This window comes from Curtobacterium sp. MCBD17_030 (genome assembly GCF_003224255.1).
Taxonomy (GTDB): domain Bacteria; phylum Actinomycetota; class Actinomycetes; order Actinomycetales; family Microbacteriaceae; genus Curtobacterium.
This window is the reverse complement of record NZ_QKLI01000027.1, coordinates 11,460-24,856: the sequence shown is the minus strand read 5'-3', so window position 1 is coordinate 24,856 and position 13,397 is coordinate 11,460. Positions and strand designations below refer to the sequence as shown.

15 protein-coding genes and 1 tRNA gene are annotated in these 13,397 nt (G+C 68.8%); 9 read left to right on the top strand and 7 right to left on the bottom strand.

Translation table 11 applies throughout. The annotated features are described in order from the left end of the window. Positions 1-61 precede the first annotated feature (61 nt). On the bottom strand, positions 62-1,786 hold the full coding sequence (locus DEI89_RS16205; protein WP_110905094.1) for an HAD family acid phosphatase: 1,725 nt from the start codon (positions 1,784-1,786) through the stop codon (positions 62-64). A 138-nt stretch (positions 1,787-1,924) separates the two neighbouring features. Here DEI89_RS16205 and DEI89_RS16200 point away from each other — a divergent pair. From DEI89_RS16200 to DEI89_RS16190, 3 genes are all read left to right on the top strand, one after another. Next, positions 1,925-1,999 (top strand) — tRNA-Arg (locus DEI89_RS16200). A 533-nt stretch (positions 2,000-2,532) separates the two neighbouring features. Continuing rightward, positions 2,533-3,360: an SDR family NAD(P)-dependent oxidoreductase gene (locus tag DEI89_RS16195; RefSeq protein WP_258369004.1), complete on the top strand. Its 828-nt coding sequence runs from the start codon at positions 2,533-2,535 to the stop codon at positions 3,358-3,360. Positions 3,361-3,416: 56 nt separating this feature from the next. Continuing rightward, on the top strand, positions 3,417-3,995 hold the full coding sequence (locus DEI89_RS16190) for a TetR/AcrR family transcriptional regulator (RefSeq protein ID WP_110905092.1): 579 nt from the start codon (positions 3,417-3,419) through the stop codon (positions 3,993-3,995). 687 nt (positions 3,996-4,682) lie between these two features. Here DEI89_RS16190 and DEI89_RS16185 read toward each other — a convergent pair. The 4 genes from DEI89_RS16185 to DEI89_RS16170 form a co-directional block, all read right to left on the bottom strand. After that, positions 4,683-5,051, bottom strand: a complete 369-nt coding sequence (locus DEI89_RS16185; RefSeq protein WP_110905091.1) for a DoxX family protein — start codon at positions 5,049-5,051, stop codon at positions 4,683-4,685. 84 nt (positions 5,052-5,135) lie between these two features. Further along, on the bottom strand, positions 5,136-6,068 hold the full coding sequence (locus tag DEI89_RS16180) for an NAD(P)-dependent alcohol dehydrogenase (RefSeq protein WP_110905090.1): 933 nt from the start codon (positions 6,066-6,068) through the stop codon (positions 5,136-5,138). Continuing rightward, positions 6,065-6,478, bottom strand: coding sequence for a DUF6640 family protein (locus DEI89_RS16175; protein WP_110905089.1), 414 nt, complete (start codon positions 6,476-6,478; stop codon positions 6,065-6,067). Before DEI89_RS16175 ends, DEI89_RS16180 begins: the two co-directional genes overlap by 4 nt. After that, the gene (locus DEI89_RS16170) at positions 6,478-6,888 is read right to left on the bottom strand and encodes a nuclear transport factor 2 family protein (RefSeq protein ID WP_110905088.1); all 411 of its coding nucleotides are present in this window, start codon (positions 6,886-6,888) and stop codon (positions 6,478-6,480) included. The genes DEI89_RS16175 and DEI89_RS16170 overlap by 1 nt, the downstream gene beginning before the upstream one ends. 85 nt (positions 6,889-6,973) lie before the next feature. On the opposite strand from DEI89_RS16170, the gene DEI89_RS16165 reads away from it, so the two are divergent. Beyond that, positions 6,974-7,603: a TetR/AcrR family transcriptional regulator gene (locus tag DEI89_RS16165; protein ID WP_110905087.1), complete on the top strand. Its 630-nt coding sequence runs from the start codon at positions 6,974-6,976 to the stop codon at positions 7,601-7,603. A gap of 16 nt (positions 7,604-7,619) precedes the next feature. On the opposite strand, the gene DEI89_RS17870 is transcribed toward DEI89_RS16165, so the two are convergent. Both DEI89_RS17870 and DEI89_RS16160 read right to left on the bottom strand, forming a co-directional pair. Next, positions 7,620-7,772 carry a hypothetical protein gene (locus DEI89_RS17870; RefSeq protein ID WP_181421701.1) on the bottom strand — a complete coding sequence of 51 codons (153 nt, stop codon included), beginning with the start codon at positions 7,770-7,772 and terminating at the stop codon, positions 7,620-7,622. Between the two features lie 692 nt (positions 7,773-8,464). Further along, positions 8,465-9,544 (bottom strand): GTP-binding protein, encoded by a 1,080-nt coding sequence (locus DEI89_RS16160; protein ID WP_181421700.1) that lies wholly within the window; start codon positions 9,542-9,544, stop codon positions 8,465-8,467. Between the two features lie 41 nt (positions 9,545-9,585). Between DEI89_RS16160 and ykgO the strand changes: the two genes are divergently transcribed. The 5 genes from ykgO to DEI89_RS16135 all read left to right on the top strand — a co-directional run bounded on the left by ykgO (position 9,586) and on the right by DEI89_RS16135 (position 13,388). Further along, on the top strand, positions 9,586-9,708 hold the full coding sequence (ykgO, locus tag DEI89_RS16155) for a type B 50S ribosomal protein L36 (protein WP_110905085.1): 123 nt from the start codon (positions 9,586-9,588) through the stop codon (positions 9,706-9,708). Between the two features lie 62 nt (positions 9,709-9,770). Then, a complete protein-coding gene (locus tag DEI89_RS16150) occupies positions 9,771-10,775 on the top strand; it encodes an ABC transporter substrate-binding protein (protein ID WP_110905084.1) in 1,005 nt (334 codons plus the stop codon). Further along, complete coding sequence (locus DEI89_RS16145; protein ID WP_110905083.1) at positions 10,772-11,548, top strand: trans-aconitate 2-methyltransferase; 777 nt, start codon at positions 10,772-10,774, stop codon at positions 11,546-11,548. The genes DEI89_RS16150 and DEI89_RS16145 overlap by 4 nt, the downstream gene beginning before the upstream one ends. Further along, on the top strand, positions 11,545-12,564 hold the full coding sequence (locus DEI89_RS16140; RefSeq protein ID WP_220033235.1) for an iron ABC transporter permease: 1,020 nt from the start codon (positions 11,545-11,547) through the stop codon (positions 12,562-12,564). Before DEI89_RS16145 ends, DEI89_RS16140 begins: the two co-directional genes overlap by 4 nt. Further along, positions 12,561-13,388, top strand: a complete 828-nt coding sequence (locus DEI89_RS16135) for an ABC transporter ATP-binding protein (protein ID WP_110905082.1) — start codon at positions 12,561-12,563, stop codon at positions 13,386-13,388. The genes DEI89_RS16140 and DEI89_RS16135 overlap by 4 nt, the downstream gene beginning before the upstream one ends. Positions 13,389-13,397 lie beyond the last annotated feature (9 nt).

Here is a 13,397-nt window from a genome sequence, read left to right as displayed (position 1 = left end):
GACGGGAGGCCCGTGGCGGGGTCGCCACGGGCCTCCCGTCCGTCAGGGGTGACGGTGCCGGTCAGGGCAGGTAGTACGTCGGGTTCGGCAGCTTCACGGACCGGTCGGCCGAGCCGCCGATGAGGTCGCTGTACTGGTCGCCGACGTTCGCGACGACGTCGTAGCCGCCACCGCTCCGCGACTCGATGTGTGCGCGGGTCTGCGACTTGTACTCGATGGTCGTGCACTTGGCGGTCGCGCAGTGCACGTACGACGGCTGCTGGGACGTCCCGGTGCCGGTCCACTTCGTGTAGTAGGTGCGGTTGCCGTCCTGCTCGGCCGCGAACTGCGGGAAGCCGACCCGGTGCAGGTTGTCGATCGTGGCAGCCTGCTGCGCCTCGTTGCGGCCGGTGAGGCCGATGACGGTGCAACCGGAGTGCTCGGCGACGGACACCAGGTTCGTCATCGACGGCGTGGCCGGGAAGCGCTCGTCCTGCACCCAGACGTCCTGTTCGGTCGGGTCGAAGACGAAGTGCATGTCCGCGACCTCCATGTCGTACGTCCACAGGGTGGTGTCGTCGGCATCGAGCACGATCGCGGGGTTGCGGTGCCGTCGGTCGGCGGCGGCGCACTGTGCCGCGATGACGGGGACCTGCCGAGCGACGAGCGCCCGCATCTCGCGGATGTACGGGCTGTCGGTCTTGTCCGCGACGCCGGTCCCGGGGTCGCCGTAGTACGTGGCGATGGTCGCCTTGACCGAGTCGATGTTCGGGATGCCCTCGCCGCCCTGCGTCAGGCCGGACGAACCGTCGGCCGCCATGCGGAAGCGCGTCTGGGGGGCGAGCTTCGGCTCACGGACGCCGGGGAGGTCCGCCGAAGGGAGGTAGTACGTCGGATTCGGCAGCTTCAGGGTCTCGTCGGCGAAGCCACCCTGCAGGTCGGACCACTGGTCGCCGACGTTGAGGGTGATGTCGTAACCGAGGTCCTGCTCGATGTGCTTGCGGGTGAGGGCCTTGTACTCGACCGTCGTGCACTTCGCCGTGGCGCAGGTGACGTAGCTCGGCTGCTGCGAGGCACCCTTGCCGGTCCACTTCGTGAAGAACCGGTCGTCGGTGAAGCCCGAGTACCCGACCTTCGCCAGGTTGGCGAGCGTCGCGGCCTTCTGGTCGTCGTTCCGACCGGTCAGTCCGAAGACGGTGAAGCCGACCTTCTGTGCGGCGGCCACGAAGCCCACCATCGACGGCGTCGCGGGGAAGCGCTGCCCCTGGACCCAGACGTCCTGCTCGGACGGGTCGAAGACGAAGTGCATGTCCGCGACCTCCATGTCGTAGGTCTCGAGCGTGGTGTCGTCGGCGTCGAAGACGATCGCCGGCTTCTCGCCGTGCCGGACCGCCTTGTCGTAGGTGCGCTGCAGGCTCCGGGTCTGCTTCTCGATGATCGAGCGCATCTCGCGGATGTACGGGCTGTCGACCTTGTCGGCGATGCCGGTGCCCGGGTCGCCGTAGTACGTCGCGATCGTCTTCTTGACGGAGTCGATGTTCGGGATGCCCTCGCCGCCCTCGGTCTTCCCGGAGGAGCCGTCCGGCGCCATCGTGAAGTGGGTCCGAGGGGTGAGGTGACGGTCGGCGCGGCTGGTGGCGCTGCTGCTGGCCGCCGTGCTCGACGTGCCGGTCGTCGTCGTGCTGGTCGTCGTCGGGGCGGTCGTGGTGGCGTTCGCCGCCGTGCCGCTGAGCAGTGCGCAGGCGAGTGCAGCCGCGGTGACGGCGGCGACCGCGGCGGAACGGCGCGCGGCGGAGGGGAGGGTCATGCTGGTCCTTCGGTCCGGGACTGCCCCCGACCGGGGGCCACGGCTGACGCTAGCTGGGAGCGTGTCGTGCGTCCAGGGTCTGTTGCAGACGGCACCACGGAGGAGCGTTCTGCGGCTCCCGCTAGAGTGGTGTTGCCGGCCTCTGTAGCTCAATGGAAGAGCAGTTCCGTCCTAAGGAAAGGGTTGGGGGTTCGAGTCCCTCCAGGGGCACCACGGTGGTCCGCCCGGTTCTGTCGAGCCGCAAGGCTTGTTGCCAGTGATCCACGCATCGTGTCAGTGGATCGAGAGCCGCTTGCACCCGGAACTTGCAGGGGCGCGATCGCTGGGATCTGCACGGACCGTCGCCTCTTGCTCGTTCAAGAAGCGTCCGACGTCGGCTCGTCGAGGCACGAGCGGGTGCCCCGCTGAGACTGACCGGCGCTGCGCTATGACGAGCTCTTGCGGATGAACACCATCGTGGTGGCGTTCCACGGGATGTCCTCGCGTTCGTCGATGCCAGCAGGGCAGCCCCTCTTGTCGCCGCGCACGCAACCTGTCTCCTCCGCGTTCTACTTGTCGCCGAACGGTTTGGGGGTAGGACGTCCGGTCCACGACGCGACGCGAGGGTCGGTCCGCTCCCGCAAGGCGTCCGCATGACGCGCCTTCACTGCGATGGGCGTACGATTTCTCGATGTCGAGACGTCTTGTCTCGACAAGCCAGGCGTCCGTCACCTAGCTCGCCCTCGTCACCGTCGACAGGAGACCCCATGTCCGATTCCACCGCCCCCGACACCCACACGAACGTGGTTCCGCAGTCCACGCAGGCTTCGACCTGGGATGAGCAGATCACCCCGGGTCGCTTCTCCGGTCAGACCGTCATCGTCACCGGAGCCGCATCCGGAATCGGACGCGCCACCGCGTCGCGCGTCGCACGAGAAGGCGGCCGGGTCGTGGCGGTCGACATCACTGTTGACCGTCTCTCCGGCCTGCTCGAGGAACTCCCAGAGGCCGACATCGTGCCGGTGGGTGGCGACATCACCTCGCAGGCTGACGTGGACGCGGTTGTCACAGCCGCCGGTGGGCGGGTCGACGCTCTCGCCAACGTCGCCGGCATCGCCGACGACTTCTCCCCGCTCGATGAGACCAGCGACGCCGTGTGGGAGCGCGTGATGGGCGTGAACGTGAACGGCACCTTCAAGCTCACCCGTGCCGTGCTGCCGGTCATGCTCGAAGCCGGTCACGGTTCCGTCGTCAACGTCGTCAGCGGAGCGGCTCTCCTCGGCAGCGCGTCCGGTGCGGCGTACACCGCGTCCAAGCACGCCGTCCTCGGCCTGACCCGGTCCTCGGCGTTCATGTACGCGCAGCGTGGTCTGCGCGTCAACGCGGTTGCCCCGGGTGCGGTCGCGACGAACATCGGCTCGTCCTCGAAGCTCTCGGAGACGGGCCAGGCGCGGTTGGCACCGTTCTTCGCACTGCTGCCCAGCGTCGCCGCTCCCGCCGAACTTGCTGCGTCGATCACGTTCCTGCTCAGCGATGACGGCGTGAACATCAACGGCGCCGTGCTCTCCAGCGACGGCGGCGTTTCGGTTCAGTAGCGCCACGCTACGGCTGGCCGCATCGGTCAGTGTCGAAATACCACGAGGATGGCTGTATGGCCAAGAGCACAGGACGACTTCGCAATGAAGAGACGCGCCTTGCGATCCTCGATGCGACACGGTCCGAGCTGGCCAGCCGTGGATGGGACACGCTGTCCTTCGAGCGGATCGCCGCGGTAGCTGGTGTCGGCAAGCAGACCCTGTACCGATGGTGGCCAACGAAAGCGGCGCTGGTTTCGGAGATGGTCACCGCAGGTGGCATCCTCCCGGTCGGTCCCATCGCCGTCACCGACGACGTCCGTGCCGACGTCACCGACTGGATGCTGGCCGTCGGCGGTGTGCACGACGACCCCGACGCGGCCGCGGTACTCCAAGCCATCGTCGCAGCCGTCGCAGAAGATGCTGACCTCTCCGCGAACTACGACGACCGGATCACGACCGTCGCCCGCACGCGACTTGCGGAACGGCTGCAACAGGCCATCGAGGCTGGCGCGCTTCCTTCCGACCTCAAGGTCGACACGGTGACGCAGGTATTCCTCGCGATGGTCCTGTGGTGCCTCGTCACGCGTCGCCCGCTCGCTGAGAACTTGGTCGCGGATCTCGTCGAGACGGTACTGCCCGCACCGCCCCGCTGACCAGCTACTCGTCGCCCGGGGATACTCCGCCCGGGCAGCGCGAACGCTGCCGTCCCTCCCCATCGATCGGCTATCGAGACCGCCGTAGCGCCGTGAAACGGCGACAAGATGTTCGGTCAGATCCAGGGACACGTGGGCCGTCGCCGAGACTCGTGAGCGGAGTTGGCGACGAGTAGTGAGTCCGTCGACAGCGGAGTGTCGCCGCGCGAACAACTTGTCTCCTTCGCGCACAACTTGTCGCCGGAGCGGCGTTCCTCGGTGCTGCCTCAGTCAGCGAACGTCTCCCGGCGAGTCAGGAGCAGCGTGCCGTGCGCGCTTGCTTGTTGTCGGGGTGGAGACGGCGTTCGGCAGGGACGTGTTCGAGCGGGACGCGTGCAACGATCTGGACCCCGCGCTGGCGTCGCCCGACGGAAAGTGCCGCACCCTTGCTCGGGTACGTGGACGGTGTTGCGTTCAGCGCCCCCCCCAGATTCACCGGGCCTTTTGGCGGGACAGTCATGCGGGAATCCCCAGGTCAAGCAGGATGCGGGCAAGTTGTCGTGGTTGTCGCCGCCGCCGTGTATCGGTGGACGACCGGCTGACGGGCGGCCGTACATGGCTACATGCGTACGATCTCCAGATCGTGGAGCTGCGCCGACGCGGCAGTGCTGTCTGTCTGCGACAGCCACTTTCACACCGGCTGCAGGCTCAGGAGAACACGAGAATGAAGCCGAGGATCGCGGCGGCGAGGGGCAGCGCGGTCAGGACGATTGCCGCAATGGGAGATTCCTTGCGGCGGACGTGAACGGCGATCGCTCCGGCCATGATCACGGTCAGGGCGACGCCGGCGACGGGGCTGAGGGCAGGGGCGATCCGGGTCGCGATGGGGAGGACGAGGCCGATTGCTCCGACGACTTCTGCGAGGGCGATGAGCTTGACGGTGGTGTTGGAGTAGTCCTCGATCCAGCCCATGCCGGCTTCCTTGAGGGCCGGTATGGGGCGGATCAGTTTCATCAGGCCTGCGCCGAAGAAGGCGACTGCGGCGAGACCGGCAACGATCCAAAAAGTGATGGCCATGCGTTGTAGCTCCAGGTGGGGTGATGGTGTCGAACGGGGTACTCGATCGAGGAGCGTCGACGCGGCGCGGGTGAACCCCGCAGGTCAGTCGGTGGTGATGACGAGTTTTCCGCCGCCGGAGGTGGGGGCGGTTTCCAGCTCCGCGAGGGCGGGGATGGCGTCGTCGAGGGCGACGGCACGAGCGATGCGGGTGACGATCTCGCCTCGTCCGGCGGCGTCGGCGACGCGCTGGAGGTCGTCGCTGTCGGGGCGGGCCATGAACGCCTTGAAGGGGCCGGGTAGGACGCTGCGGGCGAACTTCGATGCCGCGGGGACGATGTCGATGATGCATCCGTGGAGGGTGAGCATCTGGCGTGCGACGCCGTAGGGCAGGGTCCCTGCCGTGTCGAAGACCACGTCGAACCGGCCGGTGCGCGGAACAGGATCTGTGTCGAACGTGACGACGGGGTCGACGCCGAGGTGACGAGCTTCGGCTTCCGTTCCCGACCTGCAGCTACCGGCCACGGTCGCGCCTGCCGTGAGTGCGACCTGGACGGCGATTCGTCCGACTCCGCCGAGGCAGCCGTTGATGAAGATGCGCTGTCCAGGTCGGAGCTTGCCGGCCGCCGTGACCGCCTGGTAGGCGGTGAGGCCGGCCACCGGCAGGGTCGCGGCATGTTCGAAGGAGAGGTCGTCGGGCTTGGAAGCGACGGATCGTTCGTTGGCGATCACGAACTCCGCGAACGCTCCTGCATGCTGCAGGCGCGCCGCGCCGAGGACCGCGTCGCCTGCCCGAAAGCGGGTGACGCCCTCTCCGACATGTTCGACGACACCGGCGAAATCGTGGCCGACACCGCGTGGGAACCTCCTGCCGGTCATGACCCGCATCTCACCGTTGCGGATCTTCCAGTCCATGGCGTTCGCCGATGCTGCACGCACGCGAACAAGGATCTGGCGTCGACCTGGTTGCGGGATGGCCGCGTCTTCCAACACCAGGACGTCGGGACCGCCGTAGCGGTGGTACTGCAGGCGCCTCATCGCTGCCGGGTCCCAGCGAGCCCGCGGCGTGCGAGGAACCAGCCGACGCCGATCACGGTCAGCATGGGGATGGTGAACTTGAGCTGCGGCCAATCGTCCTCACCGGGCGGGTCCACGCTTGCCGTTCCCGGGTAGAAGAACGCCGAGAGCTGACTGAGCCAGTAGGTGCTTGCCGCGAACGCGGCAGCGTCCACGCCCACACGGCCGGAGCCCGGCCGCCACAAGTTCGCCAGGGTCGCTATCGACAACGCGACGCCGGAACTCATGGTCTGCGCGTTGTGGAACTTCGCGTGCGGAGGCCAGGAGTCGTTGTAGATGTGCGTCTCGTTGAAGTCGAACACGTACGGGCCGACCATCTGCGCCACCGCGGTCGCGGTGACCAGGACTTTACCCAGCGTCGCCCCTCGCATCAGTGCTCGTCGTCGGATGTCGTACGGAGGGGCAGGATGACGCGGCGCGCGATCAGCCAGCGGCCTTCATGCAGGACGACCGTGTCGTCGTAGACGACGCCGTGCACGCCGCCGTGCGCCATGATCATCAGTCCCTTGGACCGCACCGACGCCGTCGACTCCCCCGTCTCCGCGATGACGATGTTCGTCACGAAGTGCGATAGCGGTGCGTGCCCGGAGGCGAACAGCTGCCCCGCCGCGGTTCGCAGGGCCTCCAGACCCTCGAAAGCGCCCATCCCGGAACTGGTCATGTCGTACGTGGCGTCGGGGGTGAACACCTCACCGAGTTGATCCAGGGCGTTCTCGTCGACCACGAACGCCTGGCGCGAGAGAGTCTCGGAGATTTGGAAGCGATCGTGTGCAGAGAGCATTGCTCCTCCTTGGTTGGTACTCAGTACCGTAACAGACCCCGTCCAAGTTGGGACCCGGTCCGCCACATGTTGGTACACTGAAGCCATGACCGAGCCAACCGCCGAAGCGGACACGACCCCGCTGACCCTGGTCGAACGGAAGCAGCGTGCCGCGCGGAGCCGGATCATCGACGCCGCAGATGAGTTGTTCGCCGAGCGAGGCTTCGATGCGGTCTCGGTCACGGACATCGCCGAACGGGCCGAGGTCGGCCGGACGACGTTCTTCCGACACTTCGGCGACAAGACGGAAGTCGTCTTCGCCAAAGAGCAGGCCATGTTCGACGCGATCACTACCGTTGCATCCGCTCTTTGGGACCCCGCGTCACCCGTGCAAACCCTCGGAGACGCCCTGAGCGCGCTCGAACCGCTTGTCCTCCAACTCTGCGCACAAGCGATCTCGGACCTTGCCACGTACCGGCGGCACACAATGCTTCTCGACGCGCACGAGGAGCTGCGGGCGCGCGAAGCGGTCAAGCACCAGTACATCGCGAACGAGTTCACGAAGGCGCTCATCATGCAGAACGCCCCCGTTGACGTTGCCACCATTGCAGGGCAACTCGCGGTCGCCTGCTACTACAGCGGTCGGATCCTGGCCAGCGACCCCGCCGACCTGGTGGAAGGGACCGCGGATGCCTTCCGGAAAACACTTGCGATGCAATCTGCAGCCTCGAACTAGTCGAGCTCGCGATCGTCTACTGGGCGATCCTCGTCTGGACGAGTAGGGAGAGGCCGAACACGAGCACTCCCAGGCCGAGCGGGGCAAGGACGACCAGGAACGGCGTCGTCGCTCCTTGAGCAGCGAGGATCATCGCGATCCAGAAGAACGCGATGATGCCTGTTCCCACGCTCACCGCCCCGAAAGCGATCGCTGCGCCCCATCGCGAAGCGTCCGAAGACAGCGGGACGACCAGCAGACTGCAGACAAGTGCTCCGACGATGCCTGGCACGATGCACGACCGGAAGGCAGCGTCCGCCGAAGCTCACTGACCTGGGCCTGCTCCCGTCCGATGCACGGGCACTGAGAGGGAGGATCCGTCCATGCCAGGCGGAGAGCGACCACCGAAGCTGGAGCAGGTTCGGTTGACTCCTGACGGGTAGGGGGCATTGGCTCCGCCTTTTCATGACGGGCAGTTCCATGACGGAATGCGATGGCCGTTCGGGTCTGCCCGCTGAGCTTCCCAGCGACATCAGCGGAACCTCGTCTGCTACTGCGCGGCGAGTTCTGGTGCCAGCGGGCCCATCTCTGGCGCGGCCGCGGTTCCCGACGATGGCCATGCCGAGGTGGAACGTGGAGCTGGCGACGGGAGCCGCCCCTCGCAGCGGTGTTCGACGCCACCCGCAACGAGCAATGCGACGGGCCCGACAGAGGACGGGGCTGCACGGCCCGTCAAGAACTGACAGTTGTGATTGCTCCTTCTTCCTCACCTGAACTGCTCGAGTCGGCCGATCAGCGCTGACAAGTTCGCTCAGAAGCTGACACGAAGGCTGACCGCTCGACCGGTTCCGTCATGTGCACGGATGAGTGCAGGTGCGGTCGTCAGTGGTCGTGGTGGAGTGGCCATGCCGGGAACGGGTCGCCGTACCGCCTCCAGATGGTCGGGCCGGCGAGGAGTTCGTCGTCCGTGAGCAGGCATGCGTGCAGGGCGGCGATGATCTCCTCGCGGTCGAGGTGCTCGCCGAAGAAGACCATCTCCTGGCCGACCGGCGCATCCGGATCCCAACTCGCGATGCCCGTGGGGTCGAGGGACACCGTGTCGCCGGCGCTGCGCCAGGAGCCGTGGTGGTCCGGGCGGGTGGCGAGCTGGACCAACCCGCGCGATCGCGCGACACGGCCGACCTGGTCGGGGACGAGTCGATGCCGCACCGCGTCGAACAGGCGGTCCGGGTGGAACGGTCGGGGGTCCCGGAACACGAGGACGTCGACCCCGTTCCAGGACGCTGCCGGGAGGTCGGGCTCGGCGAGGGCTCGAGTCCACCCCATCCGCCGCCCGATGCGGCGGGCGCATCCCCGGCCTCCAGGCCATCCTGTCGACTGCCGCGCCGTCGCGACGGACGTGACCACGGCGGCGTCCGGGTTGAGGCGCTGCACCAGGCCGACGGTGCTGTGGAGCTGCTCCGGGGACACGTCCGCTGCGTCGGCGAGCACGACGACCGTGGCGAACTCGATCTGTGACGCCAGGGACTCGGCGGTGACGAAGTCGACGGCGGGGGCCGGCGCCGCCGACAGCAACCAGCGGTGGACGTCTCGGACCCGCGCCACGGTCACGAGGTCGTGTAGTTCTGCCGGCGGGCCCTCGTTGCGTCGGCCCTCGAGTTCGGCCTCGAGCACGAAGCCCACTTCCATCACGTCCGCCTCCGCATCGAGCTCGATGACGGTTCGGCCGGTGGCGCCGGCATGAGCGGCTGCGAGCACACGCTCCGCGAGGACGAGGGCGAACTCCCCGCTGTCCTCGGTCTCGTCCGTGATGTCGCTGGTCGGGGTGTCCTCGGCCGGCACTCCCGCGATCATCCGGGAGACCCGGGCGCGTTCCGTCGGGTCCAGTCCGCTGACGAGGGCGACCCGGAGGGCCGGGGCTGGTGGGCGGGCGGTGTCTCGGGCTTCCGTGGAACGGTCCATGGCGACTATTCTAGTGAGAACCATTATCAAAAGGAGTCGTCATGAAGGTCCGGAACTCACTCAAGTCCCTGAAGAAGCTGCCCGGTGCGCAGGTCGTCCGCCGCCGCGGTCGCACCTTCGTCATCAACAAGCTGAACCCGCGCGGCAAGGGGCGCCAAGGCTGAGACCGGCCGTCGCGCTCGGGGCGATTTGGCGGACCGATCCGTCTCCCTCTAGCGTCACGATCATGAAAACCATTATCACTACAGCGGTGGTCGTCGCGGCGCTCGCCCTCACCGGGTGTGCGAACTCCTCCGCGTCCGGTCGGTCGTCCACGACCCCGTCGGCCGGTTCCACGCTGACGAGCTGTGGCATGCAGCTGACCGTTCCCGCGCCTCCCGAACGGGCGGTGACCCTGGAGCAGGGCGCGACCGAGGTCATGCTGGCGCTCGGCCTGCAGGACCGGATGGTGGGGACCAGCTACCTCACCGACGCCGTGGCCCCAGAGTGGCGATCGGCCTACGACGACGTGCCGGTGCTCGCCGAGCAGTACCCGAGCACCGAGCAGCTCCGCGAGGCGAACCCCGACTTCGTCTACTCGATGCGCGCCTCTGCGTTCGCGTCCGACGCTGCCGGGAGTCGTCAGGAACTCATCGACCTCGGCGTCCCGGCCTACCTGTCCGCGAACGACTGCGAGGACCCGGCGCTCGTCCCCGACGAGGTCGGCTTCGACGCGATCCTCGACGAGGTCACCGACATCGCTCGGGTCTTCGACGTCGAGCAGCGGGGCCGCGACCTCGTCGCCGAGCAGCGGGACACCCTCGAGCGGGTGACGGCAGCAGCCTCGGACACGGGGGCACCGTCCGTCGTCTGGCTCTACTCCTCGGTCAACGGGGCGCCGGTGGTGGCCGGTGCGAACGGGCTCGCCGACACCATCGGCCGTGTGGCGGGCGCGATCAACGCCTTCGACGACCTGGATGCGCAGTGGAGCGAGACCAGCTGGGACGAGATCGCGCAGCGCGACCCGGACGTCATCGTCGTCGCCGACCTGTCCCGCGGTCTGCCCGGCGACAGCGCCGACGACAAGATCGACCAGCTCCGGTCCGACGCCGTCACGAAGGACCTCAGCGCCGTCCGTGACGACCACCTGATCGCCGTCCCGGCGACGGAACTCGACCCCTCGGTGCGGAGCATCGACGCCCTGGAGACCGTCTCCACCGCCCTGACCGAGTACTCGGAGGACCGACGATGACCACGACCACCACGCCCACCCCTGCCGAGACCGAGCAGGCGCTCGGCCTCCTCGCGGCCTGGGATGCCCAGCAGGCCGCCTACATCGCCAACCGCGAGCAACGCTTCGCGATCATGCTCGACGTCGTCGACCACGTCGTGCCGCAGGGTGGCATCGTCCTCGACCTGGCGAGTGGACCCGGCTCGATCAGCCAGCGGGTCGTCGCCCGGCGGCCGGACATCACCTGCATCGCGCTCGACCACGACCCGGTGCTCCTCGAACTCGGGCGGACGGCGCTCGCCGGGCAGCCGGTGCGCTTCGTCGACGCCGACCTCTGGGACCGCGACTGGACGGCGGGCCTGGACGGCGCGACCCCCGACGCGGTCCTCAGCTCGACTGCCCTGCACTGGTTGCCGTCGGACGTCCTCGGCCGTGTCTACAACGACCTCGGGTCGATCGTGCCGCCGGGTGGTGTGGTGCTGAACGCCGACCACCTCCGTCACCTCGACGGCCGCACGCTGTTCGCCGAGCTCAGCGCACTCGACGACGAGCGCACCCAGCAGGCCGACCGGGCGGCGGGCGCGCTCGACTGGGACCAGTGGTTCGCGGAGGTCACCGCGGTCGACCGGTACGGCCGGCTCGCCGCCGAGCGGGAGCGCCGGTTCGAGCACCGACCACCGAACCCCGAACTCAGCCTCGGCTTCCACGTCGCGGCACTCGAGGTCGCCGGCTTCACCGAGGTCGGTCCGGTGTGGCAGTACCTCGACGACTTCGTCGTGCTCGCCCGCCGGTGAGCCCGACCGCGCTCCGCGGTGCCGTGGTCGTGCCGGTGCTCATGGCCGTGCTCGTCGTGGTCGTCGTCGCGGGCGTGGCACTGGCCGGAGGCTCGATCACCTGGGTGGACACGGTGCGGTCGATCGGCACCCACCTCGGTCTGCCGGTCACCCCGCTGCCCCGGCTCGCGGACTCCGTGGTGTGGCAACTGCGACTACCGAGGGTCCTGCTCGCGGCCTCGGCGGGTGCGGGACTCGCGGTGTGCGGCTGCGTGTTGCAGGCCGTGACCCGTAACGTGCTCGCGGAGCCCTACCTGCTCGGGATCTCGTCCGGTGCGTCGACGGGGGCGGTCCTCGTCCTGGTGCTCGGTCTCGGTGCGGGATCCGTCACCTTGGCCGGCGGCGCGCTGGTCGGTGGGCTCGTCTCGTTCGCGCTGGTGTTCGCGTTGATGGGACGGGACACCGCGAGCACCAGCCGGGTCGTGTTGACCGGCGTCGTCGTCGGGCAGTTGTTCGCCGCCGTGACCTCCCTCGTCGTCACGGCCTGGGGTGACGCGGACGCGACGCGCGGCATCACGTACTGGCTGCTCGGGTCCCTCGCGGCGGCGCGGTGGTCCTCGGTGGTGGTCTGCGCCGTGGTGGTCGCGGTCGCGACCGCCGTGTTCGTCGCCGTCGCGCCGGCGCTGGACGCGTTCGTCTTCGGGCACGACGCCGCCGTGGCCCTCGGCATCGACGTCCGGCTCCTGCGGGTCGTCGTGCTCGTCGGCGCAGCGGCGACGACCGCCGCGGTCGTCGCCGCCGTCGGGGCGATCGGTTTCGTCGGACTCGTGGTCCCGCACGCCGCCCGCATGCTCGTCGGACCCGGCCACCGCCTCCTGCTGCCGGTGTCCGCCCTCGCCGGCGGAGTGTTCCTCGTCGTCGCGGACCTGGCCGGGCGACTCGCGTTCGCACCGCACCAGATCCCGGTCGGTGTCGTCACAGCGCTCATCGGCGTGCCGACGTTCCTGGTGGTCCTCCGCCGAGGGCAGCGCGCATGACCGCGGTTGGGTCCGAGCCCGGCCAGCGCGCGGCCGGGTCCGAACCCGGTGTGCTCGTGGCGCGACGAGTGGGGCGCTCCGTCCACGGCGTGCGACTCCTGGCGGAGGTCGACCTGGTCGCGCCGCGCGGGTCGATCACCGGGATCGTGGGCCCGAACGGGTCGGGCAAGTCGACGCTCGCCCGGTGCCTGGCCGGGGTCACGCCTCCGGACAGCGGGGCGGTCCTGCTCGACGCGGCGGACCTGCACGCGCTGCCGCGCCGGTCGGTGGCCCGCCGTCTCGCCTTCGTCGAACAGCAGGGGCACACCGAGATCGACCACCGGGTGCTCGACGTGGTGCGCCTCGGTCGGTTGCCGTACCGCTCACGCCTGGGCGGTCCTGACACGGACTCCGACCGGATCTGCCGGGAGGCACTGGCAGCGGTGGGCATGGCGGGGACCGAGCAACGCCGCTGGAACGGACTGTCGGGCGGCGAACGACAGCGGGTCCAGATCGCACGGGCCTTCGCGCAGGAACCTGAGGTGCTCGTCCTCGACGAACCCCTCAACCACCTCGACGTGCACCACCAGTTCGAGCTCCTGGACCTGCTCCGAGACGGGTCCCGCACCGTCGTGGTCGTCCTCCACGACCTGGACATGGCGGCTCGCTACTGCGACCACGTGGTGGTGCTGTCGGAGGGACGTGTGGCGGCGGCAGGGGCACCGCGGACCGTGCTCACACCGGACCTGCTGGAGCGCGTGTTCCGGGTGCGCGGCCGAACGCGTGAGACCCCGGAGGGCCTCCGGGTGGATCTCCGCGGCACCGCCTCCGGAGGGGCGCGCTGACCGTGCTCC